We start from the raw sequence: 25,650 nt of genomic DNA on the forward strand, positions 1-25,650 counted from the left end.
AAAGTCAACAATAATTCGTATTGTGTAAGAATAGCAAAAACAGGCGCAGCGGATCGGGTTGCGTGCAAAAAGACTTGACCGGTGCTGCCGGAAAGTGGTAGGCTGTAGCAGGAATGGGGGCGCTTTTGTGAAAAAAGTACTGGTATTTGGCAGCATGAACATGGATTTGTGCGTTTCCTGTGCGGAAGCACCGCAGGCGGGGGAAACTGTGCAGGGGCATGACTTTTTTACCAATCCGGGCGGGAAAGGCGGCAATCAGGCCACAGCGGCGGCACGTCTGGGTGCACCGACCGTCATGCTCGGCTGTGTAGGGCAGGATGCGTTCGGCGCAGAGCTTCTGCAGACTTTAACGGCAAGCGGTGTGGACTGCTCGCAGGTGGTGCGCGGCGTGCAGCCGACCGGTGTGGCGGTCATCACGCGAACGGGTGCGGAAAACCGCATTGCTGTCAGCGGGGGCGCCAACCTGGAACTCACCGGACAGCAGGCGGCCAGGCTGGTGGTGGAAAACGCGCCGGACGGCGGCTTTTTCCTTGCGCAGAATGAGTGTGGCAGTGCCGCCGTGCAGGCGGCACTCTGTACGGCAAAGCAGCAGGGACTTTACACCTTATTGAATCCGGCACCGGCGCGGGAACTTTCGCAGGATGTGTTTGACAGCACAGACCTGTTGGTTGTCAATGAAACGGAGTGTGCCTTTTACACCGGCGTCTGTCCGGAAACACCGCTGGCGTGTGGAGGCGCGTTTGCGCGGCTGCACGCCAGCGGCTGCCGAAGCGTGGTCATTACATTGGGAGAAAAGGGCAGCCTGTACAGTGGTGCGGAGGGAACATTTTTTCAGCCGTGCGTACCGGCACCGCAGACCGTTGATACAACCGGTGCCGGCGATACCTTTATCGGTGCCCTTGCCGCAGAACTGCTGCGCGGCGGGACTGTGCGGCAGGCGATGGTGTTTGCGGCGCAGGCCGCAGCTCTTACGGTTGCGCGTGTGGGTGCGCAGCAGGCGATTCCCACGCGGGCTGAGGTGCAGCGGTATTTGACCGGGCATAGGGAAAAGTCGACAACTTTGTAAGGATGATTTGACACACATGAATAAAACCACTCTATAAAATCCTAATTTTTTGCAGGAATTGTATATCTTAAAAAAATGTGATATGATTAAACGTGAATGATTGTCGCGAAAAAAATGCAATTTTAGATTAGAAGGGGGACAGAGCGTGTTTACTGAGGAGCGGCTGGATGCAATTATGCAGTGCCTGCGTGACCAGGGAACGGTAAAGGTAAAGGATTTGAGTGCAAAGTTCAAGGTTTCTGCCGACTGTATACGGAAGGACCTGAAAGTGTTGGAGAATCAGGGGAAGCTGCGCCGGGCTTACGGCGGCGCCATTTTATCGCAGGATTTTCCCCTGAGCCGGGATTTTGTGGATCGGCGCAGCGTAAATGTTTCCCAGAAGCGCATGATTGCCCAAAAGGCATACGACTGCATCCGTGAGGATGAGACCATCTTTTTGGATGTTTCTACATCCAACATTTTGTTGGCAAAGCTGCTGGCAGGCAGTGGCAGGCGGCTGGTGGTTGTTTCTAATATGATTGATATTCTGCAGGCGCTTTCCGCCAGCCCGTATATTACGGCAATTGGCACCGGCGGCACCATGGTGCGCACGGTGAATGGCTTTTTCGGTGCGGCGGCCATCGACGTCATCAAGCAGTACAGCTTTGACCGCGCGTTTCTGGGCAGTTGCGGCGTTGATATGGTGGACGGCTCCATTACCACGCTGGGGGTGGAGGACGGTCTGACCAAGCGTGCGGTGCTGTCCAGCAGCCGCCACAAGTACATTGTCATGGAGCGGGACAAGTTTTACTTCAATGATTCCTTCCGCTTTGCGCATTTTGATGACATTGACGCGATTATTACCGATACGGTGCCGGATGAGGGCACGGTCAATGCCCTGCGTGCCGCAAACGTTGAAATCTTATAAAAAAAGACTGCCTTCCGCGGCAGCCTTTTTTATAAGATAATCGGTTCAGTCAATGGTAAAAGCTGCGGCTTTGGTCAGCGGGAACACGCTGCCGACGGCGGTGATGTTTTCTGCCAGGTCCTTGCGATAGATGTCATTATAAGGGTCTAAACTGCTAATGGTAACGCAGTTGTCGCCGATGTGGCCAGTGGCGTGCACAAATTTTCCGTTGCCGAGGTACATCGCCACATGGCCGGGAAAATACAGCAAGTCAGCGGACTTCATTTGGCTTTTATCAATTTCGTGTATGGCAAAGCCAGGCTTGATTTCAGCATCACGCCATATGGACACGCCGTTGAGTTGGTAGGCCATCTGTACCAGACCAGAGCAGTCAATACCGGCGGGGCTTTTGCCGCCCCAGCGGTACTGGGTGCCAAGATAAGAAAGCGCTGAGCGGGTCACACGTTCGCGCAGTTCCTTTTCGGAAACGCCGTCAATTTTCGGCATTTTAGACAGAAAAGCGGCCGGAATCCACCCTGCCTCTCCGCCCGGCAGGCAGACATGCTGCCAGCCGTTTTGCGAAACGGCGCCGAACTGACCCAAAATACATCCACGCACAGCGGTGATCAGGCAGGCGCTTTGCACGCGCGGTTCGATTAAGACATCAGCCATGGCCTGCAGCACAATCAGCTTGGGAGCTAAATCCCAGGTGTTGCGTTTGGCAACGGGGCGCATCCGGGATTTCTGCACCCAGCCGCGGTAGCCATAGCAGGTTTCCAGGTAGTACCACCCGCTGCTTTGTTCCAAAATATTCGCGGTGGTTCCGCAAAGAGCCTGATCCACCCGTTCTGTGCTGTTGGGCTGATCAAAAAGATCGGTCATGCTGTTGACAAATACGGTGTTCATTTTTCCTCTTCCTTCAGATAGTCGACGAGCAGGCGAAACAGCCGCCCGATTAGCTGCTGGTTTTCACGGTTTGAGGTGCCGTCGGTTGTGAAGAAGCCGAAAAAGAAAGTACGGTTTTTCCAGAAAAGCAAGCCAGTGTCATGGTCCAGTTCCACATCCAGACCGCCTGTTTTGTGTGCGGTCTGCAGAGGCTCCCAAATGTACCGGAATGCAACGGTTTTGTCCTGCTGGCGCGCCAGCAGGGAAAGCGCATAGTTACACAGCTGCGGGGTCAGAATCCGTTGCTGTGTAAGCAGCCGGAATGTACATAGCATATCGCGCGGGGTGGTGTAGTTGTTGCGGCCCTGCTGCACAGCGCGCCAGTCCAGCATTTCTCGTTCCAGAACTGTGTCGGTTAAGTGCAGAACCTCCCGGCAGTATGCATTGACCGCGTCCATCCCCGCCAGACGGATGAGCAGATTGGTTGCGGTATTGTCACTGATGGCAATCATCCAGAACAGCAGTTCCGCAACTGTTGCCTCACGAACCGGCCGGTCAAAGGCGGTGCTGTCTGGCAAAATTGCCGCGGAGCTAATCGGCACAGCGGTTTGCAGGGAGAAGCGGCCGCTTTGAATCTGCTGCAGAACGGTCAGCAGAATCTGTATTTTAATGGTGCTGGCAGAAACCAGCTTCCGCTGGGCATCACGCGCCAGCAGCGGTTCTGCCTGAGAAAGCTCCTGCACCAGAAAGGAAACGCGTGCGTGGGCGGCGTTTGCCAGGGTGTCAGTCTGCTTCCGCAGCTCTTCCGATTTCATATGGACAACATCCTTTTCGTGTATATGAACGACGACATGGATAAACCCACAAGACTACATGGATTCATTGCTTATAAATAAACAAATAAAGGAATCATAAATTCCCTGAAATTGTAGTTTATGAATAACCTCAGCTTTATTTTACCGCATTTCTTCTGTTTCGTCTACCCACTTTGGTGAAATTCCCAGCCCGGGATTTTCATTCATTACAATGCGGTTCTCCAAAAATTGCGGCCCGCCGTGGTAGGGATTTTCCTTGCACAGACCGGGGCCATCCAAATCAGCGCAGGCAATCACGCGCTTGCCTGCGGCAAGGTGCGCGGCCGCGCTGACCGCAAGGCTGCTTTCCAGCATACAGCCGATCATGCACGAAACCCCGCAGCTTTCCGCGATGGAGCAGATTTGCAGCGCGCCGTAGATTCCGCCGGTTTTCATCAGCTTGATGTTCAGCAGATCCGCAGCGCCTTTCTGCAGCACAGCCATGGCATCAGCCGCGGAGAAAACGCTTTCATCCGCAAGGATGGGGGTGGATACATTTTGGCGCACATAAGCCATACCGTCCAAATCGGCGGCCTTGACCGGCTGTTCCACGAAGTCTAGGTTCAGTCCGGCATCCTCCATGCCGCGGATGATGCGTACCGCCTGTGCGGGGCTCCAACCTTGGTTTGCGTCCACACGGATGGCGATTTGCGAGCCGACAGCTTCACGTACCGCGCGGATGCGCGCGAGGTCCAGTTCCGGCTGCAGACCGACTTTGATTTTCAGAATCCGAAATCCGCGCCGGACAGCGGCAAGGCTGTCTGCAGCCATTTCTTCGGGGCTGTTGACGCTGACGGTCAGGTCGGTTTCCAGTTCCTTCTTGTTTCCACCCAACAGGCGGTACAGCGGTACCCCCAGACTGCGGGCGTACAGGTCGTAAATGGCCATGTCCACGGCGGCTTTGGCACTGGTGTTGTGCAGGATGGCGGTGTGCAGGGCGTGCATGGTGTCTTCCAAATCTTCAATTTCGCGCCCGACTAAAGCCGGCTGGATAAATTCTTCGACTGCGCAGCGGATAGAACCGATGGTTTCGCCGGTGATGGGCGCGGTCGGCGGCGCCTCACCGTAGCCACGGCGACCGTCGGTGGTGGTTACGGTGACCAGTACGTCGTGGATTTCCCGGACGGTGCGCAGGGCGGTTTTAAACGGCGTGCGCAACCCGACACGGAACTCGGAGGTGTGAATAGAAGCAATTTTCATATAGAACAGACCTTTCGGTTAGAAGTTTAAAAAGCAAAGTAAAAGCACACTCCGCGCATTTTAATTGTAGTCCCCTAAAAAGGAAAAAGCAAGGCATCACGCGGAATTTGCGGGTAAAAAAATCTGCCGGAGCGCACAGCGGTGCGGCGGCAGATTATTTGGGAAAAGCAACCGGATGGCTGCTAAGCGTTTAGCTGACTTTTGCGCCGTCACACAGGTCTAAATCTTGGAAAGCGGTGCGGGTCAGTCCGGTCAGCTTGCCGGAGGTGGTGTAGCACTGGGACTTAAAGACCAGCGGAAAAATCGGGTAGTCCTGCAGCATCAGCTTTTCTGCCTGGATGAGAATCTGCTGGCGCTTGGTGGTGTCCGTTTCGGCGGTTGCCTGCTTCAGCAGGGCATCGTACTTTGTGTTGCTGTACTTGCCGTCGTTGTTGCCGCCGCCGGTCATCAGCGTATCCAGATAGGTCATGGGGTCATTGTAGTCCGGGAACCAGTTGGTATAGACCATTTCAAAGTCACCGGAACTCATCGCGGAAAAACGCGACTTGGACGGCATGGGCTTCAGCTCCACGGAAATGCCCAGTGCGTCGCTCCACTGCTGCTGCAGGTAAGCGGCGGTTTTCTGGGTTTTGCTGTCATCGCTGCAGACTAGGGTCAGCTTCAGGCTGCTTTTGTTCAAACCAGCTTCTTTCAGCCCCTCTTCAAACAGCGTTTTGGCTTTGTCTTTGTTGTAATCCGGCAGGATAGAGCCGCGCGCTTTCGCATAGCTGCCGTTTACCCCGGTGATGGCGGGCGGCACCATGCCGTCGGCGGGGGTGGAGCCGTCTTTGAGCACGTCGGTGCAAAGGCTCTGGCGGTCCACTGCCATACCCAGCGCCTGACAAATTTTGGCGTTGTTCAGGCCGAGATCGGTTCGCTTGGTGTTAAACTCCAAGTACTGCAGGCCGCCGTCCGAGTAGGTGACGACTTTCTGCCCCTCTGCTTTCAGCGACGCCATCTGGTCGCCGTTGACGTTGATTTCATCCGTGTCGCCGGCTTTGAAAGCGTTAAACATGGCGTTTTCGTCTTTGAGCATAGACAGCTTGACATTGGTGACCGGCGTTTTGGCGGCATCCCAATAGTCAGAATTTTTTACCAAAGTGATGTGGTCGTCGTGTGTCCATTCCTTCAATTTATAAGCACCGTTTGTCAGCAGCGTTTCCGGGCTTTTTCCGTACTTGTCGGGATTTCCGTTGGTGATTTCCTTGTAGCCCTTTTCGTTGACGGGCATATAGGACGGAAATGCCATCAGACTCAGGGCGTATGGAATCGGGTTGCTGAACTCCACCTTTAGGGTGTAATCGTCCAGCGCTTTGACACCGACTTTGTCTGCCGAAACTTTTCCGTCATAGTAGTCCTGCCCGCCCGCGATATTGTCAGTCAAAATGTAAGCATACTGCGAGCCGGTGGAGGCAGTCATCACGTTTAGCCAAGCAAACACGAAGTCTTTAGCAGTTACCGGTTCGCCGTTGCTCCATTTGGCATCCTTGCGCAGGTGAAACGTGTAAGTTTTTTTGTCGGAGCTGATGTCCCAGCTGGTTGCAAGATCCGGCTGCGGTTGGTTGTTTTTGTCCTGCTTGGTCAGCCCTGCCACGGTCAGGCGCAGCACATCGCCGGAAACCTGGTCGGTGGTCAGCATACTGTTCATCTGCGGCGGCTCATTGGGCAGATTCAAGGTGACGGAATCTGCTGCGGAAGTGCCGGGATACAGGGTGTTGGTTACGGCTGCGGAAGCACTGCCCACAGAGGAGCCGGAGCCGGAAGTGCTGCTGCCACAGCCGGTGAAAGAACTGGCGAGCACAGCAGCAAGCAGCAGGGCGGCTGCACGATGCAGCATCGGTCTGCCTGTGCGGTTGGTGTCTGGCGCTTTCGTTCTCTTCATAATTTTGCCCTCCGTTATACGCATTTTTTAGCATAAAATATGCACATTTTGTGTTACCACAGCAACTTGGTAAAGCGTAAAGTGAGAAAAAATAGAGACAGACTGAGGGTTTTCACCACGCAGACGTCTCTGTCATTGCATATAAATATGGTAGCGTGCTTTTTTATGTTTGTCAATCATTTTATGCAGCTTTTCAAAAGAAATCCTGCAAAACAAAGCAGTGCAAGAAAGAGACGAGTTTTAAAAAGCATAAAAAGCACAGCATTTCTGCAAAAATAGTGACTTCGCGCAGATGTGCAAAAGCAGAAAACGAATGGAGGGCAAAAAATATTTCAAAAAAGCGGGCGCTTGAACTGCGCCTAAACAGGGCAAAGAAGGCCGTGACAAGCGCCTGTGTTTGCCGCGTGTCTGCCTGTCGGTTTTTCTTTACAAACCAATCCGGCATTTTTTCGTATGAAATTTCAGGAGAAAGGGTTTGCAGATACTTTTAGAGTATGCTATACTAAAGTAACAAAGTGTCAGCGGCATCTGCAAATGTTGCTGTTTTTTCTTATGAGATAATTTTTTGGGGTAACACACTGCAGGAAAACAATGCGGAAACTACTGCAGATGGGTACACGGCGGAAAGAGAGGGCATGACATGAAGCAGTTGGCAACAAATGATTGGCTCGTACTGAACAACATCATCTACAAAATCTACACAACCGAGGACTTCGACGCAATGCGCCGGATGCTGCTGGAGCAGCTGAAAATGGTCTTGGATTTCGACAGCGCGGACTTCTTCCTTGCGGGCAGCGGCGGCGCCGACTTTGTGCGGCCGGTCACCTACAACTGCGACAGTGTCTCTTCGCAGACCGGCGGCCCTGCGTACAGCCGCAGCGTGATGGACGGTGGCAAAAGCATGGTTTACCGCGAGACGGATATGATTAGTGACGAAAAGCGCGTGCAGACCGAATACTATCGGAATGTTTTTGTTCCAAACAACTGGCACTTTTCCCTGCGTATGATTCTGGCGCGGGAAAAAGAGTTTCTGGGCATTGTCACTTTTTACCGCACCATCGGTAAGGACAATTTCCGGTATGACGATATTTTTCTGCTGGATATGCTCAAGGATCATCTGGCATACCGGCTGTATCAGGAGCGCCGCCGTGCCGGCAGCAAAAAGCTGACGGTTGCAAAGGCGGCGGCACGGTATGAACTGACCAAGCGGGAGGAAACCATCCTGCGTATGCTCATGGCAGGAATGGACAATGCCGCTATCTGCGCCAAATTGGTCATCAGTGTCAACACCCTGAAAAAGCACGTGCTCAATATTTACCGCAAGCTGGGCATCCGCAATCGCGTACAGATGTTTAAGATGATTCAGGAGCCGGAACTGACGGTTTTGAAGTAACCGCGAAGGATTTCCTTGCCTGCGCCCGCCTGCACTGGTATAATGGTAAAAATACGTTGCACGGGAAAGCAGGAGGCAAGCGATGCTGACAGAGCAGAAAAAGCAGTTTATTGAATTTATGATGCAGGCTGACGTGCTCCGCTTCGGGGACTTTGTCACAAAAAGCGGCCGCAGCACACCGTACTTTGTCAATACGGGAAATTACCGCACCGGCGCGCAGATTGCCGGTCTGGGCAGATTTTACGCAGACATGGTGCACGAAACCGGCTGTTCCTTTGACGCCCTGTTCGGTCCGGCGTACAAAGGCATTCCACTGGTGACCGCCTGCGCGGGCGCGCTTTACACCGCGTACGGCGAGGACAAGCCGTATTTCTTTAATCGCAAAGAAGCCAAAGACCACGGCGAGGGCGGTTCTTTAGTTGGGTACAAGCCCAAAGACGGCGACCGCGTCATAATTATTGAAGATGTGATTACCGCAGGTACCGCGGTGCGGGAAACCATGCCGGTACTGAAAGCCTGCGGTGACATTTCCTGCAGGGAGATGTTCATTTCCGTGAACCGCTGCGAAGTCGGGCAGACGCCCGGCAAAACTGCCGTGATGGAGGTACAGGAGGCGTTTGGTATCCGCGTGCACGCGTTGGTGACTGTGCGCGACATCCGCGCGTGGCTGTCCGCACACGGCGGCTATGAAGCACTGCTGCCGAAGATGGATGCCTACATGAAAAAATATTGTCTGGAAGGGGATGCGGCAGAATGCTGACACAGGAGGAACTGCAGCAGCTGCGCACCGGTACGTTGCTTAGCAGCAAAACGGTTGCAAACCGCTACGAACGAAACCGCGGCCCCTGGCGGTTTCGGGATTGCCTGCTTTTGTACTACGATGGTCGGGTGCGGTTGGAGCGCAGCTGTTACGGAGAGGCGGCAGGGCTGGTTTTCACCGTTTGGGCGGAGCGTGTGGAGGATGATGGCAGCCTGCAGTGGCAGGGACTGCCCGCTGCTGCGGAGCACGTGCCGCAGCAGATTACGGCGCTGAAGGACGGCGCTTTGTATCTGGATGAAAAACCCGCCGCGTGGAACATCACAGAGGAGCTGCAGGCGGATAAAGCTTACGGTTACCGCAGAAGAAAGCACGGACTGTTCCGGTAAATTAAATTGCTAAAAAGGCTCTGTAAACGACCTGTCTGCCGTTTACAGAGCCTTTTTGATTTTTGATTACTTTGTCAGGAACATAATGCCGTAAGGCTGCAGGGTGACCGAGTCGCCGATACAACCGTTTTCCAGATTCTTCATCGGCTCTTCCAGCGGAAAGCAGACCAGCTGCTCGGTAAAGTTCTGTACGGTGACATAGGAGGTACCGTTTGCCGCCAGACGCAGCCCTGCGGTCACACCGTCCGGCAGGGCTGTGCTGCCCAACGCCGGGCGGATTCCCATCTGCCGCACCAGCATACCGTAAAAATCATGATAGAAAGCATCTTCCGCACGCGCGGCAAGAAAGTAAGCTGCGCCGCTGCCAAAGTGGTTGACAGTCAGCGCCGGCTTGCCCGCGTAAAAATCATCGCTGTAACACGCCAACTGTTCTGCACCGGAGAGGCGTTCCAGCTCACACAGTTCACGCAGCTGGTAGGTTTTGCCGTTCCAAATCATGTGGTTGCAGTCTTCGTCGCGCAGACCATCAATCTCCTCTGTGCGCAGACCGTAAATTTCAGTCAAACCTTCGCCGGGGGTAGCTCCCTCAAAACAAAGGTCGTTTTCATCCACCAGACCGCTCCAGTAAGTGCCAATCAGCGTGCCGCCGTTCGCGGTGAAGCTGCGCAGCTTGGCGGCGATTCCGGCGCGGTGTAGGTACAGCATCGGCGCAATCACCAGTTTGTAGCCGGAAAGGTCGTCCGCTTCGCAGACAAGGTCCACGCCGACACCCATGCGCCAGAATGCCTGGTAGTGGGATTCGATGGTCTGCTCATAGTGCATCGCGCCGTTGCGCGGACCGCAGGCGGCGTCCAGCGCCCATTCGTTTTCTCGGTCAAACAGAATGGCAACTTCCGGCTTGACATTGGAGTGGCACAGCGCGGCAAGCCCTTCCAAACGTTCACCGAGATGCGCAACTTCTCCGAACACACGGGTGTCACTTTCGCCGTAGTGGTCTACCACCGCGCCATGGAATTTTTCAGAAGCGCCGCGGCTTTGGCGCCACTGAAAGTACTGCACGGAGTTGGAGCCGTGTGCAACCGCCTGCAGCGATGCCAACTCATGCAGACCCGGCGCTTTCAGACGGTTTACATCGCGCCAGTTGACTTGGCTCGGCGTGCTTTCCATCATCAAAAACGGTGCAAATTTAACGCAGCGCATCAGGTCGTGCGTCATGGCAGTGTGAATGGCAGTCTGTACGTCGTTTTCCTCTGTGCGCCATGCGGGGTAGTTGTCCCAAGAAGCAATGTCCAGAACGTCGCGGAACTTGGTGTAGTCCAGGTCGTAGTAGAAGCCCATCAGGTTGGTTGTAACCGGCAGGCTGGAGCCGCCCGCACGGATGGCCTGCTTTTCCCAGTCGCAGAAATCCACGGTGCGAGAGGTCACAAAGCGCCGCCAGTCCAGTACCAGTCCGTGCAGCAATTGTTCGCCGCGCGGGCCTGGCGCTTCAATCTGCGCCCAGTCCGTGTAGGTGTGGCTCCAGAATGGTGCCCACCAGGCTTTGTTCAGCGCTTCCAGTGTGCCGTACTTCTGCTTGAGCCAACTGCGGAATTCCGCCTGGCACAGCGGGCAGTAGCAGGCACCGCCGTATTCGTTGGAAATGTGCCAGAGCAGCACGCCCGGATGGCTGCCGAAAGCCTCGGCAAGGCGGCGGTTCATTTCCCACACTTTTTCCCGGTAGACCGGAGAGGTGTAGCAGTGGTTGTGCCGCGCGCCCATGCGGTTGCGGTGCAGGGTTTCGTCAACGCGCAGGACTTCGGGGTATTTGTGCGCCATCCATACTGGCCGCGCGCCGCTGGGGGTTGCAAGAACCGTATAGATGCCGTTTTCATACAGAGAGTCAATGACACGTTCGAGCCACTCAAACGTGTAGTGCCCCTCTTCCGGTTCCAAACTGGACCAGGCAAAAATCCCCACAGAAACGCAGTTGATGTGTGCCTGTTTCATGAGTTCAATATCTTTTTTCAAGATATCCGGGCGGTCAAGCCATTGATCCGGATTGTAGTCGCCGCCGTGCAGCATTTGGTTGTTCAGCAGGGTCTCCATGATATACGATCCTCCATTTGCATTTTTTGAAACTGCTTTCATTATAACAACCCAGAAACGAAAAAGAAAGGGACAATCTTTACGGAATCTACCCTAATTTTTTTACCACAAAGACCGAAAAAATCCGCTTACCGGTTGGTAAGCGGATTTTTGGTGCGGCCCAGCAGATAGTCTGTGCTGACGCCGTAATAATCGGCGAGCGCACTAAGCACTTCCGGCGGCAGGATATGCTGACCGGATTTATAGGAAGCATAAGTACGCTGCGGCAGACCGAGCGCCGCGCCAATTTGCGCCTGCGTTAGGTCATGCTCTTCCTGCAGATTAAGTCCTTGGGGCGTTGCCCCAAACCCTACTGTCCTTGAAAGGGCGGGCGGAACTTTTGCTGAAAGAACCTTGAAGTGTTTGCGTGGCTTTGACGCAGATTATAAAAGAAGTGAGAAAAGTTTCTGGGAGCTTCAGCACATCGCCGGCGGGGGCTTCCCCGCTAGTCGATGGACTGCATATGCTTTTCGCGAATCACTGCCAGTGCGGCTTCGTCTGCAAAGACGGTTACGTCCTTGTGCAGCTGCAGAATGGATGCCGGAATTTCCGGGCGAATCGGCCCAAACAGCGATTTCTCCAAAATCTCCGCCTTGCTTTCTCCGTTCGCTACAAGGACAATCTTTTGCGCCTTCATAATGGTTTGGATTCCCATGGTGATGGCCTGCTGCGGTACATCCGCTTCCTTGTCAAAAAAGCGTGCATTTGCCTTAATGGTCGTTTCCTTTAAAGTGACAATGTGCGTCATGGTGTCGAAACGGTCATTTGGTTCGTTAAAGCCAATGTGTCCGGTGTTGCCAATGCCCAGCAGCTGCATATCCACACCGCCAAGGCTTTCAATCAGCTTTTCATAGCGAATGCATTCTGCCTCCATATTGCGCGCGGTTCCGTTGGGCACATGGGTGTTTTCAATCGGAATGTTGACGTGCTGAAACAGGTTTTCATTCATAAAGGAACGATAGCTTTGCGGGTTCTGTACCGGCAGACCGATGTACTCGTCCAGGTTGACCGTGTGTGCTTTGGAAAAGTCAAGATCTCCCTTCTGATACCAGTCAATCAGCTGTTGGTACACGCCGACCGGTGTGCCGCCGGTGGCAAGACCGAGCACGCAGTCCGGCTTGAGGATAATTTGTGCGGACAGAAGATTTGCCGCCTTTCGGCTCATGGCAGGATAATCAGGTGCGCTGATGATTTTCATAGAAACCGACCTTTCTGCGAAACGGCAGTGGATTTTTTCTTTACAGCTTCAGTATAGCATTTATTATTATTTTGTCAATATTCATTATTATTATGTATTATTTAGAATTGAAATATCTTTTAAAGAAAGAGGGACCGCCAGTTTAAACAGAAAAAAGGCCGGGGTGCGCCCTACAGAACAGCACCTCGGCCTTTTATGTAAACCCCACTGGGGGAATTTTTAGTCTGCCATGTAATGAAGCCGGTATTCCGTCCATCTTCATTCACCCGGCAGTAATTCATATCGGTCATGCAGCGCACAATCTTCATTGTACAGCTTCATGGGCTTAGGCTTTTGTCATTTCCTGTCCCTTGGAACAGTTTTAAATATACAGGAGAAACATGTACGGTATGTGAACGTATGATAAAAATTAAAAGAAAGTTTCGGATAATCTTGGGGAGATAGACGAAAACGGCGGCTTTGCGATTTTGAAACAGCGTGGTGCATCTGCACCGCACGGGTATCAAATTTTTATAAACGCACCCTTAAATAGATGGAATGTAGATGAAAATTTTTAAATCATGCACAGATAACACATTGAAATGTAGTGAATATTTTACATTGACAATAAAGGTCAAATTAAGTAATATATTGGTAGTTAATAATCCATAGAAGCGGAAGTAGGTGATTCTGTTGGGCTGGCTTCTTATCCAACCTCTCAATAGTTTGGTAAGAAAAAATCAACTGGTTTTGCAAAATGGAGGATTACAATGAAAAATTTAAAAAAGTCATGAGTGTTCTTTGCGCAGTCGGTACAATTGCTGCATTTACCACCTTTGCAAATGCAAGCAGTTACCATACCAGTTCTAACCTCAGTGCCGCACATACACAGGGCGACGGCAGCACGTATTTTCAGAAAGTCGAGTACCATGTTGGATCTACTAAGCCGTTTGACGATGCCTATATTTATACGGAGGCAGGGGCGGCGCCTATCCGTATGCGCCAAATAGGTTACCGTTTTGCTGGGCGCAGCAGTGAGCAACATTCTTATTCCCTTATTGGCAGCGAATTCAAAGTATCTCTGACGGTTACGAATATTCCAGTCACGATACCGCAACCGGAAATTGTTACTCGAAGGTGTATTCTGGGAACAGCTTGAATTCCTCCTTGGTGAACTCCGCATACTTAACCATCAGCTAAGCTGAGCAATATCAAAAATCGAATCAGGCGGTTGGTTTTACAAGCCGGTTTTTGTAAAGCGAATCGCCTGATTTTTTAAAGAAGGTGTTTCTGTGAAACGGTTTCGGCTCATCCGAAAAGAAATCACTTTACTATATCACAACAACCGCGTTGCGTTTTTTATTTTCCTGTTGGTGCAGGTGACCGTCAGTGTTGGGTTCCTTTTCTTTTTTACCACAACCTACACGGCAAGGCAAAATTATGTTCGCCAATATGATTCCATGCGCACCATCACAGCAAAGCTGCCGCTTTCCGCGCAAGTGCAAAAGCCGGAACAGCTGCCGGAAAAGCTGATGAAAAATTCCATTTTGACACCCACAAACCTGACCTTTTCCTTTATTCTGCCTTCTGAAAAGGACAGCGCTGCGCCGCAAAAATTCATCGCCTACTGGAATCCGGATGAATTTGCCTATCAGGTTGTTGGTGGAAAAATCACCAAGCAGCAGATTCAGTCCGGGGCAAAGGTGTTGATCAGCGGATATCCCGATTTGTCTCCTGAAGACAGAGGAACGCGTTACGCAACCGGCAGCACAGTCCAATTGAACGGGATGCCGTTTCAAGTCATTGGAACCAATCCGCTTTCTTATCATATGAGCGGAGAAATTCCCTATACGGTGGGGCTGCGCTCTTTTGTTTTGACACAGGTTGATGTGACTATCCCTGCCAGTGCGGCGGACGATGAAAAGCAACAGCTTAGTGATTATGTACGCGGTCTTTTGCCGGGGGCAGAACTGACCGTACCGCAGTCTTTGACGGAAAGAACCTTTGTCAGCCTGCTTTTCCCGTTCCTCGCGGCACTGCTGATTGGTGTCAGTGCATTGGTAAACCTGCTGTTCATCTTTAAATATATGTTGGAAAGCAGCAAGAAAAGTTACTTTGTACTGCAGGTATGCGGCTGCAGCCGCGGCAAAATGCTTGAAATTTTGTTTGGAGAGCTGCTGCTCCTGTTTACCGGCTGTTATCTGCTTGGAACCGCTATTTTTGCCGGACTGCGGTATGCGTTCCGTACCAATACGGTTTTCACAAATTCCGCGTTTGTTCCCGCCCATGTTCTCGTCATCTATTGTGTGACCGTATGCCTGATGGTGCTGCTCATTCTGCCTTACCTGCGGCACTACGGCAAACAGATTGTAAACAGCGGAGGGGAACTGTGATGAAAACTTTTTGGTTAAGCATTCGTTTGTTTTGGAAAAGACCGATTGCCAACTGCGTGCTCGCCCTTGAATTGGCGGCGATTTCCATTCTCACGGTGATTTTTGGAAATATTTTTCAGTACAGCCAAAGTTGCATCAACGTTTTTACAACCAGCAGCAGTCGCGTTTTGTTTTGCTCGAATACGGTCCCACCTCAACCTGATGCAATCACCATGGACTCGCGAAATGCTTATACGGCAAAAATTAAACAGCTGCAGAAAAAGTACCCTTTCATCAAGGGATACTCGATGTTTAATACCTCAGATTTGGCACTTGACGCGGAATCTATTACAAATCTCGTGCAAAATTCACAGAGCATTCCCACAACGCGCGGTTCCCATGTTTTACTGTATGACAATGCGACCATTGAATCCCTCCACTTTTCACTTTCCAGCGGCAAGTGGCTGGGAACTTCATTGGTAGACGGCAAAATTCCTTGTGTGATTGGCGGTATCTATGCCAAACGCTTTCATGTGGGAGATACCCTGCCGGGATATACTGTCCTACGCAACGACAACGGAGGAGTCCGTGCCATTCCGAAACAGGACTTTGTTGTGACCGGCATACTTTCCCTTCCGCAGCTAACGCCGGATCTCAACTTTTCTTCCAGCGTTACAGACCGTGCTTCTGCGTTTTTTGACGATATGACCAATTATTCGATGTTTTTGATTGCGCCAAGCCAGCTTTACAAAGGGGTGCGCACCAGCGGTATTGAAAGTCAAAGCTCCTTCCTGTACTTAGACCGCTCCGCCACAACAGACCAAATTGAACAGGTGCGCGCGGAATTCGGGCGCGGCTTTACAGAACTGGATACCGAAATGATTACGGCGGAGCAGGCGGATAAACTGCAAACCCTGCAAACGATGATGCCCTTTTTAATCACTTTCTTTCTTGTTGTATTTTTAGGGCTGGTTTCCATGAGTATGCTGACCACTATGAAAAATCTGCGGCTGTTTAAGGTTTATTACCTGACGGGCTGCCCACGGAAGCAGATTTTGCAGATGCTGCTTTGGTATATGCTGTTCTATCTTATTTTGGCGGGAGCGCTGTTTACCGTTGTGTTTGCGGCTTTGCAGCATATAGAACTTCACACCACTTTGGTATTAAGGGCATATTTGATTTTGCAGCCGCAGTCCGTTCTGTGGATTCTGCTGATTTGCGCAATTGTCATTGTCTGCTCCCTGCTGGCACCGTACCTGATTTTGCAAAAGAATGACTTGGCGGCACTGCTGAGAAAGGAATAAGCGTATGATTGTACTTGAAAACATTACGAAGCAATATAATATCGGAAAGCCAAACCAGCTGACAGCATTGGACGGCATCAACCTGCAGATTGATGCAGGGGAAATGATTGCGGTCATGGGGGCTTCCGGTGCGGGAAAGTCGACTTTAGCACATATTCTAGCGTGTTTGGAAAGCCCGACTTCCGGCAGCTACCATTTTGACGGAGAAGATGTCAGTCAGTTAAAGGACAGCCGGCTTGCAAAGGTGCGCAATCAGGGCATTGGTATCTTGCTGCAGAATTTCGCGCTGCTGCAAGAGGACACGGCGCTTGGAAACTGCGAAATCCCGCTCTACTTTAACAAAACACGGCTGCCTGAAATGAAAGAAAAGGCACTGCAGGCATTAAAAAAAGTCGGCATTGAAGCTCTCGCAAAGCAGAAAGTGGGCACGATGTCCGGCGGGCAGCAGCAGCGGGTGGCGTTGGCGCGGGCCATCGTCTGTGACCCCAAGCTGGTGATTGCAGACGAGCCGACCGGCGCGCTGGATTCTGCGACAGCAGATGAGGTAATGGAGCAAATGAAAATTCTGAACCAAGGCGGAACCACCATGCTGATCGTCACGCATGACCAAACGGTAGCCTCCCGCTGCTCCCGCATTCTGCATATGAAGGACGGTCATCTGCATTGAAAAAAAGTCAATGGATAAAAGAACACAAAGCCAGAGCGATTCTACTGGGTGTACTTGTCGTTTTTTTTGCATACGTCGGTATTGATCAAATCGTCTTTTTTGCGCAGAAAGATGCCTATATCTCGAAAGCCAGGCAGTACGTTACAGATTTTGCCCAGGCAAACACCATGCGCGCCGATGCACAAGAGCAGACTGCCGACCAACTGGTAAAGACACAGATTGCGCAGATTTCTAAATTTGCAGAGCAATACAATTCAGACAAAAATAATGAAAAAGCATACGAAGGACTTGCAAAGCAGCAAATCACAAAAGGCTACCGCTGGGGAAAAGTCGCCGCGAAGAATTTGGAAGTCACCGCCGCATGGAAATCCCCTTTTCAGCTGCATTCGCATATTCTGCTACGCTTTACCTTAACCGCAGACTGCAAGGCAAAGGGTATGCTGCTTTACGACGACGGCAGCACAACCGATCTGGATTTACTGCCGCAGGAGTCGGCCGGCATTCAAACGATTCAATACACAAACGAATTGTCTGTGTGGAGTGGTTCTTCCAAGCAAGTCAAACTTGTCAGTACCTCTACAAATCAGACAAAATAGTCACGCCGATAGGCTGAACTGCAAGGTGAGATTTATCAAAAAGAATCGGTCGGAACCGCGCAGGGTTTCGACCGATTCTTTTGCTGCCCGGATTCGATTACAGCGCAGCAGGCTGCAGCTGTCTCGAAATTCTCAGGAAGCCTCCGGCGGTTCAATGGAAACCGCCTGCTGCCGGCGTGTCTGCAGCAAGCCGGGCACCAAGGCTGCAAGCGAGCCTGCCAGCATCAGCACGATACCGGCTGCCATTTCCGGCGTGATGCTTTCCCGCAGGAACAGCAAGGCAAAAATGGGGGCAAGCATCGGCTTAAAGAAAAATACCAGCGAAGCCATGGCAGTGGAGGAAATTTCCATTGCCTTGAAGTAGCAGACAAATCCGGCGCCGGTCACGCCGATACAGATGTACAGGAAAACAGGAAAATCCTGCAGGGTGTAGCCGGAAAGCATGGGAATCCGCGCAAACGAAGATAAGCCGACACGACCAAGCAGGCTTGCCACCGGCTCGGCCCAGCTCAGCAGAATGAGCAGGAGCATTTCCGCACTGCCGCACAGAAAGCTGCCGCAGGTTGTCACGATGCTGCCGTACTCGACACACCCGCGTTTAGCCAGGACGCTGTACAGCGCAAACGTGACCACGGCCGCGAGTGTGAGCAGGATGCCGAGCAGGCCAGCTTGCATATGCGCCGGGTTGATGATGACCAGAATGGCGGTCAGCTGCAGCAGCAGGGCGGCAACTTGGTTTTTGTGGATTTCTTCATGCAGAAGCAGAAAGGCAAACAGCGTCACGAAAATCGGGTTGCTGCTGAACAGCACCGCCACCACCGAAGCATTAGCATTCTGCACTGCCAGCTGGTACAGTGTCATGCTGACCACCACGTTCATCAGCCCAAGCAGCAGGCTGCGCTTTAAAAAGCTGCCGGTCAGGTGCAGACCACGCTGCCGGAGCGCGTGCAGCGCAAATGGAATTAAAACAATTCCGCCCACCAGGAAGCGGGTGCAGGTCATCTGAATCGCGTTAAACTGCCCGGAAACAGCCTTCAAAGCCACTTCCATACTGCTGAATAAGATAGCGGAAAGGGCGATATAAAAAATACTTTTTTTCAAAAACGGTACCTTCTTTCTCCGCTTTTCTTCTGCAGGAGAGAAAAACGGAAAAGAGAGCGCTGCCGGAAAAACGCCTCAGAGAAACGCCGGCGGCTTCGCAAGCGCACCACTGGCGGTCAGTCCCTCCATAAAGGACTGCGCTGCGCAGGACGGCTGGGTGTCCTGTTGGGTGATTGCGCAGATTTTTCGCGTTGGCATACGGTCGCACGTCTGCACCTCAAACAGGGTGCCGCGCTGCAGGCTGTCTGCGGCCAGCGTGCGTAATACGACGCCCACGCCCAGGCCGCTTTCCGCAAAGGGCACAATCATGTCGGTGGAGGCAAGTTCAAACTCCGGGTGCAGCACAATGTTGTGCTGCAGGAAAAAGGAGTCCAAAAATTGCCGCGAAGTGGTGCCGGGTGAGCAGCAAATGAGCGGAAAACGCACAAGCTCCTGCAGCGTCACATTCTTTCCGTAAAGCTGCGAAAAGCTTTTACTTGCAACAAAAATATCGTAGATACAGCAGATAGGCACAGCGGTCAGCCCGTCCTTTTCCACCGGAGAGGCCACAATGCCCACATCAATGCGGCCCTCGCGCAGGGCGGCAGTGGTCTGCGGAGAGTTGCCGGTCACCAGATGAATTTTGATGTTTGGGTACAGATTATGAAATTTGCGCAGATACGGCAGCAGAAAAAAATGCATGAGCATATCGGAAGTGCCGATGCACAGGCTGCCGCTGGAAAGCTCCCGCATACTGCGCACCCGCTCTTCTCCACGGGCAAGCAGCTCATAGGCGTGGGCAGCATAGCGGTACAGCTCCTGCCCTTCGGCGGTCAGATGTACGCCGTTTTTATTTCGTTGGAACAAAATACAGCCCAGTACAGTCTCCAGATGATGAATGGACTTGCTGACGGCCGGCTGAGAAATGTTCAGCGTTTGTGCCGCAAGGGTCATGCTGTGGTACTTTGCCACCTGACAAAATACCCTGTAGTATTCGAAATTTGTGTTCATGAAAGCACCTTCATATACAGTCTGCAGACTATCTTATCAGAATTTACCGGCTTCTGCAAGCACCGGCAGTTGCATCCGGCAGAGGCTTCGGGTATAATAGGAAGGATTCAAAGGCTGTAACAGATTTGAAACTGGTCAATTTGTACAGAAAATGCTATACTAAAAAGGCTTGAAGCGGTAGAGGGGGGCGGAGGCATGAAACGTAAAAAAAAGTACGCCGCAGTTCGGGCAGCGGTGCTTGGGCTGGCAGCCAGCCTGCTGCTTTCCGGCTGCTCCGTCACCGGGCTGGATGCACGTGCGCTGATGCATCCACCGCGCCCGACAGGGGAAAAAGCGGATATTTATGCACTGCTGGAGTCAAAGGCAGGCAAAAACTTTACGCTGAAGTACCCGGCGGCGGGAGAGTACCGCTCTGCCATCATTCAGCACAACCTGTGCGGCGACTCGCATCCGGAAGCGATTGCGCTGTATCAGCGGGGGGATGACGACACTTCGGTCAACATCCTCTTTACCGCAGAGGAAAACGGCAAGTGGCAGGACATCGGCTCCTTTAGCAATCCCGGAGCGCAGGTGGATCGTGTCTGTTTCGGCGATCTAGACGGCGACGGCACAGACGAGGTCATCGTTGGCTGGGGCAGCAGCGCCGGCTCCGCCAGCACAATTTCTGTTTTCAAGTATGCGCAGGGCAAAATGAACGAGTTGAAACTCGACCAGACCTACAACGAAATGGCACTCATGGACTTTGATGGCGACGGCAAAAAGGAGCTGTTTACCGCCAACCTGTCCACAGACGACCAGCAGCAGTTTACCGCAAGCCTCTTTCGTTTGAAGGGAACGGCGCTGCAGCTGATGGGCAGTATCCGGCTGGACACCGGCATCTCCAAGTTTTCCGGCATTTCTGTCGGTGACATCAGTAAAGGACAGACGGGCGTCATGCTGGACTGCGTGCAGACAAACGGGAAGTCCCTGACCGAACTGCTGTACTGGGACAAAAAAGAAAAAATGCTGCAGGCGCCGCTGTACAACGCACAGTCACCGCAGCAAAATGTGACGCTGCGCGACCTGTCGGTGAACAGCAGCGATGTGGACAACAACGCGATTCTGGAGTTTCCAATCGTTACGCGGCTGCCGGGTTACACCGGCGCGGCTTCCGATGATGTGGGCAACGAGGTGCAGTGGAACCGTTTTGATGCCGCCAAGGGAAGCTATACCACGGTTTCCAGTATGCTCATCAATGCGCGCGACGGCTACCGGCTGATTCTGCCGGACAAATGGAAGGATACCATTACAACCAAGCAGGACATTAGCGCGCGCAAGCTTACGGTTTATACATTTGACCTGAGCAAAGGCGCCGCGGGCAGCCCACTGCTGGTTGTGCAGATTTTTTCAAAAACAGAGTGGGAAAGCAAGCCGCACACCGGCTTTACCGAGGTTTTGACAGACGGCGGTTTGGTCACAGCTATATCCTGCCCAACGCCAAAGGCTGCACTGGCCATTTCGGCGCAGCAGTTGAAAAAGGACTTTCAAACCGTAACAACCGGTACGTAATCCAGTACGTTTGCGCCTGGATTTGCTGCGGTCACAGAACACGGAGGTAAGCATGAAAAAGATATTGGTAGCGGAAGACGAACAGGCCATTCGGGAGTTTGTCGTCATCAATCTGAACCGCGCCGGCTATGATGTCACCGAAGCGGAAAACGGCGACCAGGCTCTGCAGATTTATGAGGAGCAGGGCGGCGGCTTTGACGTGGCGGTGTTGGATATTATGATGCCCGGCGAGCACGATGGGCTGTCGGTCTGCAAGGAACTGCGCAAAAAAAGCGGCTCCATCGGCATCATCCTGCTGACGGCGCGTACCCAGGAAATGGATAAGGTCAGCGGTCTGATGATGGGGGCGGATGACTATGTAACGAAGCCTTTTTCTCCCAGCGAACTGGTTGCGCGGGTGGATGCGGTTTACCGCCGCGTGGCGCTGGCGCAGATGCGCGATGAAAACAACTTTACGGAGGAAATCCGCTCTGGCGAGTTTGCGCTGAACCTGCGCAGCCGCACGCTGATGAAGGGCGCGCAGAACATTGAACTGACACAGGTTGAGTTTCAGATTATGGAATTTTTCTTCAGCAACCCCGGTTCCGCACTGGACCGCCGCGCCATTCTCAAGCACGTTTGGGGCGACGCTTACGTCGGTGAAGAAAAAATTGTGGATGTCAACATCCGCCGCCTGCGCATGAAGGTGGAGGACGAGCCGAGCAACCCCCAGCATATTGTGACGGTCTGGGGTCTGGGCTACAAGTGGGAAACCTGACGGCTGGTGCCGCCGGAATCAGCGCAAAAGGAGGGACAGCGGATGAATGCTTCGAAAATTTCAAAACGATGGCTGCTGAACTCTTTAGGCATGATTCTGGCGATTTTGATTACGCTGATTGTGATTCTGTCCCTCACGGTGCGCAGCTATACGTACAATGGTATTCAAACCGCAATCGACTCCAGAAGCGAAGAACTGACCAATGTATTTGCCAATTACGGCCGCCGCTCCCCCGCGGAGTTTAATAAGGCGGCGCGCCAGTATGTGGAAAACTTTCCGAATAAGGAGAGCATGGAGCTGATGGTTTTTAACAACCGTGGCAAGGTCATGAACACCAGCTTGGGTTTTGCACCGGACGAAAAGGAAGTTATGCCGGATTATGAGGCCGCCCTGCAGAGCAAAAACGGCTACGGCACCTGGACCGGAAAGCTTTCCAGCGGGGAGCGGGTTATGGCGGTTACGCGCGTGCTGCGCAGCGACACCGGCAATCTGGTGGGCGGCATCCGCTATGTGGTTTCCCTCTCTGCGGCGGATTGGCAGATTCTGCTGCTTGTGCTGATGATGGTCGCGGTGGGACTGGTGGTGGTCGCACTGGTGCTGCTTTCCAGCCGCTATTTCATGCGCAGCATTCTGCTGCCGATTCAGGAGATTGGCAGCACGGCAAAGCGGATTGCGCAGGGGGACTTTAACGCCCGCATTGAAAATATCCGGCAGGACGACGAAATCGGCGAACTCTGTGAAACCATCAATGACATGGCCAAAGAACTGGACACCGCTGAGCGGATGAAAAACGACTTCATTTCCTCGGTTTCCCATGAGCTGCGCACGCCGCTGACCGCTATTAAGGGCTGGGGTGAAACCCTGCAGGGCGGCGGCCTTTCTCCGGAAAGTTTTAATAAGGGTATGGATGTGATTATCCGCGAAACCGAGCGGCTTTCTAGCATGGTGGAGGAGCTTCTGGACTTTTCACGGATGCAGTCCGGCCGCATGACGCTCACGATGGACCGCATTGACATCCTTGCCGAACTCGGCGAGGCGGTGTATATGTTCAGCGAGCGCGCTAAAAACGAGGGCAAATTCCTGCTGTATGCGGAGCCGGCAATGCTTTCGCCGGTGCTGGGCGACGTGAACCGCCTGCGGCAGGTGTTTGTGAATATTTTGGACAATGCTTTGAAATATACCGACCGCGGCGGTACCATTAACGTGGCGGCAAACGAGGCGGAGGGCTTCATTCAGGTCACCATCGGTGATGACGGCTGCGGCATTCCCGAAAAACATCTGCCCAATGTGAAAAAGAAATTTTACAAAGCAAACCAGACGGTGCGCGGTTCCGGCATCGGGCTTGCACTGGCGGATGAGATTATGACGCTGCATTCCGGCAGCTTGGATATTGAAAGCCAGGAGGGCGTCGGCACCGTGGTGACCATCACCATCCCCACCATTCAGAAGCTGCGCGACCATCTGGAAGAAGAACACGAAAAGAAACAGTTGGAAGAAAGGAAAGCGAATGACGACTCAGCAACCTAAAAAGTGCATTACGTCGATTGGCGGGCAGGCACTGATTGAGGGCATCCTGATGCGCGGGCCGAAGCGGATTGAAGTTGCGGTGCGCACGCCGGACGGCTCCATAGATTCGGAGGAGCTGCGGTATGTTCCCCTGTGGAACCGCTATAAGATTCTGCGCCTGCCGCTGCTGCGCGGGGTTTCCTCTTTTATTGACAGCTTAGTGATGAGCAGCAAAGCACTCAATATGGCAACCGAAAAGTCGGGCATGGCCGACTTGGATAGTGAGGAAAGCGAAAGCAAGTTTGACCAGTGGCTTGACCGTCACCTGGGCGACAAGCTCGGCGGTGTCGTGATGGCAATTGGTTCGGTACTCGGCGTGGCGCTGGCGCTGCTGTTGTTTTTCATTGTGCCGACCGCGCTGTACAATCTGCTCACACAGACAGCTGGCCCGGCTGCGGCGGCGTGGCGCAGCCCCTTTGAGGGGGTGCTGCGGCTGTTAATTTTCATTTTGTACATGGGCTTAATTGGCTACCAGACAGACGTGAAGCGGATGTTTCAGTATCACGGTGCCGAACATAAGACAATTTTCTGCTATGAAGCGGGCTTGCCGCTGACGGTGGAAAATGTGAAAAAGCAGGGGCGCTTTCACCCGCGCTGCGGGACAAGCTTCATGGTGCTGATGATTTTAATCGGCGTGTTCGTGGGCATTTTCATTCCGTTTTCCAATCCGTTTCTGCGCACATTTGTGAAGCTGCTGTGCATTCCGCTGGTCATGGGGCTGGGGTATGAGCTGATTCGCTACTGCGGGCGGCACGAAAACCGGCTGACGCGTGTAATCGCCGCGCCCGGGCTGTGGATGCAGCGGCTTACCGTCAAGGAGCCAGATGACAGCATGATGGAAGTGGCGATTGCCGCCATGCAGACGGTAATTCCGGAAAACGGGGAGGACAGAATCGTAGCATGACAAAAGAGCAGGCGTATCTGCAGGCGAAAAAGACATTGCGGCAGGCAGGCAAGGAAAGTCCTGCCTTTGACGCGGTCTGTCTGTGCAGGAAAGTGTTCGGGCTGGACCGCGCCGGCTTGGCGGTACACGGGCAGGAAGCGGCGCCGGACGCAGACGCGCGGGAACTACAGCGGCTCGCGGCGCTGCGCGCCGGGGGAGAACCGCTGCAGTACCTGCTTGGTGTGTGGCCGTTTCTGGAACTGGAACTTGCGGTCGGCGAAGGCGTGCTCTGCCCGCGTGAAGAAACGGAACTGCTGGTGCGCACAGCGGCACAGCGGCTGCCGCAGGGCGGCCGGGTTTTGGATTTGTGTGCGGGCAGCGGGGCGGTTGGCTTGGGGCTTGCAAGCCTGCGACCGGATTTGACGGTGTTCTGTGGGGAAAAGTTTGACGGTGCGCTGCGCTACCTGCGAGAAAACTGCTGTAAGTACGCAAATTTGCATGTGCAGCCGCTGCAGCTGGACGCGTTTTCCACTGAGGATGCGGCTGCCTGTGGAAAACTGGATGGCTTTCTGTGCAACCCGCCATATGTAGAGGAAAACGAAATTCCGCAGCTGCAGCCGGAGTTGCACTTCGAGCCGGAAACCGCACTGGACGGCGGAGAGGACGGCTTGCGGTTTTACCGCGCCATCGCGCAGATTTGGGTGCCGCAGGTCAAGCCGGGCGGACTTTGTGCGGTGGAAATCGGCGAAAGCCAGGCAGCCTCGGTTTCCGGGCTGTTTCAGAGCGCGGGTCTTCGCGATGTGGCGGTGTGCAGGGATTTCAATGCCTTTGACCGCGTGGTGTATGGCTTTCGCGGCGAAAAACTTGTTTGACTGCCGGGAAATGCGGCATTTGTACGAATTGGGGCAAGGCAAGGCTTACACCTTGCCTTTTTTTGCAAGCCGCAGGGTCGAAGTGTCACACAGCCTGCCGGTACGGCTCGAAGCAACCGCGCGTTTTTTGCCGCATTCGTGCGGCAGGGGAAAGCCCTTGCCGCCCTGCCGGGCGGCTTTGGCAGGGTACCGTGGGAAATGGCGTGGGCACAAAGGTCGGATGGGAGAAAATACTGGGGCTTCCCCCAATATTTTAGCGGCGAAAATCTCTTGCAAAATTTCAAACAAACGTTCAAGTATATTGCTTTTTTCCGCTGATTACAGTATACTTAAACTGGAATT

The 25,650-nt window shown here is 53.1% G+C and carries 25 protein-coding genes; 15 read left to right on the top strand and 10 right to left on the bottom strand.

Translation table 11 applies throughout. From position 1 onward, the window contains the following. The first annotated feature begins 127 nt into the window (after positions 1 to 127). Together PXC00_RS01160 and PXC00_RS01165 are read left to right on the top strand one after the other, a co-directional pair. Entirely contained in the window at positions 128 to 1,066 is a 939-nt protein-coding gene (locus tag PXC00_RS01160; protein ID WP_275844633.1) for a ribokinase, read from the top strand. Between the two features lie 145 nt (positions 1,067 to 1,211). Beyond that, entirely contained in the window at positions 1,212 to 1,973 is a 762-nt protein-coding gene (locus PXC00_RS01165; RefSeq protein WP_275844632.1) for a DeoR/GlpR family DNA-binding transcription regulator, read from the top strand. A 45-nt stretch (positions 1,974 to 2,018) separates the two neighbouring features. Here PXC00_RS01165 and PXC00_RS01170 read toward each other — a convergent pair whose 3' ends face one another. The 5 genes from PXC00_RS01170 to PXC00_RS01190 form a co-directional block, all read right to left on the bottom strand. Next, a complete protein-coding gene (locus tag PXC00_RS01170; RefSeq protein ID WP_275844631.1) occupies positions 2,019 to 2,858 on the bottom strand; it encodes a C40 family peptidase in 840 nt (279 codons plus the stop codon). Further along, positions 2,855 to 3,652 carry a serine hydrolase gene (locus PXC00_RS01175; protein WP_275844630.1) on the bottom strand — a complete coding sequence of 266 codons (798 nt, stop codon included), beginning with the start codon at positions 3,650 to 3,652 and terminating at the stop codon, positions 2,855 to 2,857. Before PXC00_RS01175 ends, PXC00_RS01170 begins: the two co-directional genes overlap by 4 nt. Positions 3,653 to 3,793: 141 nt before the next feature. Next, entirely contained in the window at positions 3,794 to 4,891 is a 1,098-nt protein-coding gene (locus PXC00_RS01180; protein WP_275844629.1) for a dipeptide epimerase, read from the bottom strand. Between the two features lie 190 nt (positions 4,892 to 5,081). Then, complete coding sequence (locus PXC00_RS01185) at positions 5,082 to 6,812, bottom strand: peptide ABC transporter substrate-binding protein (protein WP_275844628.1); 1,731 nt, start codon at positions 6,810 to 6,812, stop codon at positions 5,082 to 5,084. A gap of 193 nt (positions 6,813 to 7,005) precedes the next feature. Then, positions 7,006 to 7,257 (bottom strand): hypothetical protein, encoded by a 252-nt coding sequence (locus tag PXC00_RS01190; RefSeq protein WP_275844627.1) that lies wholly within the window; start codon positions 7,255 to 7,257, stop codon positions 7,006 to 7,008. A 195-nt stretch (positions 7,258 to 7,452) separates the two neighbouring features. Here PXC00_RS01190 and PXC00_RS01195 point away from each other — a divergent pair, with 195 nt between their 5' ends. From PXC00_RS01195 to PXC00_RS01205, 3 genes are all read left to right on the top strand, one after another. Then, positions 7,453 to 8,205, top strand: coding sequence for a response regulator transcription factor (locus PXC00_RS01195; protein WP_275844626.1), 753 nt, complete (start codon positions 7,453 to 7,455; stop codon positions 8,203 to 8,205). Positions 8,206 to 8,287: 82 nt separating this feature from the next. Then, entirely contained in the window at positions 8,288 to 8,965 is a 678-nt protein-coding gene (pyrE, locus tag PXC00_RS01200; RefSeq protein WP_275844625.1) for an orotate phosphoribosyltransferase, read from the top strand. Continuing rightward, positions 8,959 to 9,351, top strand: coding sequence for a hypothetical protein (locus PXC00_RS01205; RefSeq protein ID WP_275844624.1), 393 nt, complete (start codon positions 8,959 to 8,961; stop codon positions 9,349 to 9,351). Before pyrE ends, PXC00_RS01205 begins: the two co-directional genes overlap by 7 nt. 66 nt (positions 9,352 to 9,417) lie before the next feature. On the opposite strand, the gene PXC00_RS01210 is transcribed toward PXC00_RS01205, so the two are convergent. The 3 genes from PXC00_RS01210 to nagB form a co-directional block, all read right to left on the bottom strand. Then, positions 9,418 to 11,436: a beta-galactosidase gene (locus tag PXC00_RS01210; protein ID WP_275844623.1), complete on the bottom strand. Its 2,019-nt coding sequence runs from the start codon at positions 11,434 to 11,436 to the stop codon at positions 9,418 to 9,420. 128 nt (positions 11,437 to 11,564) lie between these two features. Then, entirely contained in the window at positions 11,565 to 11,756 is a 192-nt protein-coding gene (locus PXC00_RS01215) for a helix-turn-helix domain-containing protein (protein ID WP_275844665.1), read from the bottom strand. Between the two features lie 164 nt (positions 11,757 to 11,920). Next, positions 11,921 to 12,673 carry a glucosamine-6-phosphate deaminase gene (gene nagB / locus PXC00_RS01220; protein WP_275844622.1) on the bottom strand — a complete coding sequence of 251 codons (753 nt, stop codon included), beginning with the start codon at positions 12,671 to 12,673 and terminating at the stop codon, positions 11,921 to 11,923. Positions 12,674 to 13,409: 736 nt separating this feature from the next. Here nagB and PXC00_RS01225 point away from each other — a divergent pair. The 5 genes from PXC00_RS01225 to PXC00_RS01245 all read left to right on the top strand — a co-directional run bounded on the left by PXC00_RS01225 (position 13,410) and on the right by PXC00_RS01245 (position 17,591). Then, entirely contained in the window at positions 13,410 to 13,811 is a 402-nt protein-coding gene (locus tag PXC00_RS01225) for a hypothetical protein (protein WP_275844621.1), read from the top strand. Between the two features lie 133 nt (positions 13,812 to 13,944). After that, the gene (locus tag PXC00_RS01230) at positions 13,945 to 15,045 is read left to right on the top strand and encodes an FtsX-like permease family protein (protein ID WP_275844620.1); all 1,101 of its coding nucleotides are present in this window, start codon (positions 13,945 to 13,947) and stop codon (positions 15,043 to 15,045) included. After that, complete coding sequence (locus tag PXC00_RS01235) at positions 15,045 to 16,328, top strand: ABC transporter permease family protein (protein ID WP_316935044.1); 1,284 nt, start codon at positions 15,045 to 15,047, stop codon at positions 16,326 to 16,328. Before PXC00_RS01230 ends, PXC00_RS01235 begins: the two co-directional genes overlap by 1 nt. Before the next feature lie 4 nt (positions 16,329 to 16,332). Next, positions 16,333 to 16,995 (top strand): ABC transporter ATP-binding protein, encoded by a 663-nt coding sequence (locus PXC00_RS01240; protein ID WP_275844618.1) that lies wholly within the window; start codon positions 16,333 to 16,335, stop codon positions 16,993 to 16,995. Continuing rightward, positions 16,992 to 17,591 (top strand): hypothetical protein, encoded by a 600-nt coding sequence (locus PXC00_RS01245; RefSeq protein WP_275844617.1) that lies wholly within the window; start codon positions 16,992 to 16,994, stop codon positions 17,589 to 17,591. Before PXC00_RS01240 ends, PXC00_RS01245 begins: the two co-directional genes overlap by 4 nt. A gap of 132 nt (positions 17,592 to 17,723) precedes the next feature. Here the strand turns inward: PXC00_RS01245 and PXC00_RS01250 are convergent, their stop codons facing one another. Both PXC00_RS01250 and PXC00_RS01255 read right to left on the bottom strand, forming a co-directional pair. Further along, positions 17,724 to 18,692, bottom strand: a complete 969-nt coding sequence (locus PXC00_RS01250) for a DMT family transporter (protein WP_275844616.1) — start codon at positions 18,690 to 18,692, stop codon at positions 17,724 to 17,726. A 75-nt stretch (positions 18,693 to 18,767) separates the two neighbouring features. Next, on the bottom strand, positions 18,768 to 19,682 hold the full coding sequence (locus tag PXC00_RS01255; protein ID WP_275844615.1) for a LysR family transcriptional regulator: 915 nt from the start codon (positions 19,680 to 19,682) through the stop codon (positions 18,768 to 18,770). A 195-nt stretch (positions 19,683 to 19,877) separates the two neighbouring features. Here PXC00_RS01255 and PXC00_RS01260 point away from each other — a divergent pair, with 195 nt between their 5' ends. The 5 genes from PXC00_RS01260 to prmC are packed head-to-tail and all read left to right on the top strand — an operon-like array spanning position 19,878 to position 25,308. Next, positions 19,878 to 21,230, top strand: coding sequence for an FG-GAP repeat domain-containing protein (locus PXC00_RS01260; protein WP_275844614.1), 1,353 nt, complete (start codon positions 19,878 to 19,880; stop codon positions 21,228 to 21,230). Between the two features lie 52 nt (positions 21,231 to 21,282). After that, a complete protein-coding gene (locus PXC00_RS01265; RefSeq protein ID WP_275844613.1) occupies positions 21,283 to 21,987 on the top strand; it encodes a response regulator transcription factor in 705 nt (234 codons plus the stop codon). Positions 21,988 to 22,029: 42 nt separating this feature from the next. Further along, the gene (locus PXC00_RS01270; protein WP_275844612.1) at positions 22,030 to 23,514 is read left to right on the top strand and encodes a sensor histidine kinase; all 1,485 of its coding nucleotides are present in this window, start codon (positions 22,030 to 22,032) and stop codon (positions 23,512 to 23,514) included. Beyond that, a complete protein-coding gene (locus PXC00_RS01275; protein WP_275844611.1) occupies positions 23,495 to 24,457 on the top strand; it encodes a DUF1385 domain-containing protein in 963 nt (320 codons plus the stop codon). Before PXC00_RS01270 ends, PXC00_RS01275 begins: the two co-directional genes overlap by 20 nt. Beyond that, the gene (prmC, locus tag PXC00_RS01280) at positions 24,454 to 25,308 is read left to right on the top strand and encodes a peptide chain release factor N(5)-glutamine methyltransferase (protein WP_275844610.1); all 855 of its coding nucleotides are present in this window, start codon (positions 24,454 to 24,456) and stop codon (positions 25,306 to 25,308) included. The genes PXC00_RS01275 and prmC overlap by 4 nt, the downstream gene beginning before the upstream one ends. Positions 25,309 to 25,650: the final 342 nt, after the last annotated feature.

Source organism: Caproicibacterium argilliputei (assembly GCF_029211325.2).
Taxonomy (GTDB): Bacteria; Bacillota; Clostridia; order Oscillospirales; family Acutalibacteraceae; genus Caproicibacterium; species Caproicibacterium argilliputei.

Coding starts and splice junctions, on each gene's coding strand:
- PXC00_RS01170 (WP_275844631.1), bottom strand. CDS start 2,858: ATGAACACCGTATTTGTCAACAGCATGACCGATCTTTTTGATCAGCCC.
- PXC00_RS01175 (WP_275844630.1), bottom strand. CDS start 3,652: ATGAAATCGGAAGAGCTGCGGAAGCAGACTGACACCCTGGCAAACGCC.
- PXC00_RS01180 (WP_275844629.1), bottom strand. CDS start 4,891: ATGAAAATTGCTTCTATTCACACCTCCGAGTTCCGTGTCGGGTTGCGC.
- PXC00_RS01185 (WP_275844628.1), bottom strand. CDS start 6,812: ATGAAGAGAACGAAAGCGCCAGACACCAACCGCACAGGCAGACCGATG.
- PXC00_RS01190 (WP_275844627.1), bottom strand. CDS start 7,257: ATGCCGGATTGGTTTGTAAAGAAAAACCGACAGGCAGACACGCGGCAA.
- PXC00_RS01195 (WP_275844626.1), top strand. CDS start 7,453: ATGAAGCAGTTGGCAACAAATGATTGGCTCGTACTGAACAACATCATC.
- pyrE (WP_275844625.1), top strand. CDS start 8,288: ATGCTGACAGAGCAGAAAAAGCAGTTTATTGAATTTATGATGCAGGCT.
- PXC00_RS01205 (WP_275844624.1), top strand. CDS start 8,959: ATGCTGACACAGGAGGAACTGCAGCAGCTGCGCACCGGTACGTTGCTT.
- PXC00_RS01210 (WP_275844623.1), bottom strand. CDS start 11,436: ATGGAGACCCTGCTGAACAACCAAATGCTGCACGGCGGCGACTACAAT.
- nagB (WP_275844622.1), bottom strand. CDS start 12,673: ATGAAAATCATCAGCGCACCTGATTATCCTGCCATGAGCCGAAAGGCG.
- PXC00_RS01225 (WP_275844621.1), top strand. CDS start 13,410: ATGGAGGATTACAATGAAAAATTTAAAAAAGTCATGAGTGTTCTTTGC.
- PXC00_RS01235 (WP_316935044.1), top strand. CDS start 15,045: ATGAAAACTTTTTGGTTAAGCATTCGTTTGTTTTGGAAAAGACCGATT.
- PXC00_RS01240 (WP_275844618.1), top strand. CDS start 16,333: ATGATTGTACTTGAAAACATTACGAAGCAATATAATATCGGAAAGCCA.
- PXC00_RS01255 (WP_275844615.1), bottom strand. CDS start 19,682: ATGAACACAAATTTCGAATACTACAGGGTATTTTGTCAGGTGGCAAAG.
- PXC00_RS01260 (WP_275844614.1), top strand. CDS start 19,878: ATGAAACGTAAAAAAAAGTACGCCGCAGTTCGGGCAGCGGTGCTTGGG.
- PXC00_RS01265 (WP_275844613.1), top strand. CDS start 21,283: ATGAAAAAGATATTGGTAGCGGAAGACGAACAGGCCATTCGGGAGTTT.
- PXC00_RS01270 (WP_275844612.1), top strand. CDS start 22,030: ATGAATGCTTCGAAAATTTCAAAACGATGGCTGCTGAACTCTTTAGGC.
- PXC00_RS01275 (WP_275844611.1), top strand. CDS start 23,495: ATGACGACTCAGCAACCTAAAAAGTGCATTACGTCGATTGGCGGGCAG.
- prmC (WP_275844610.1), top strand. CDS start 24,454: ATGACAAAAGAGCAGGCGTATCTGCAGGCGAAAAAGACATTGCGGCAG.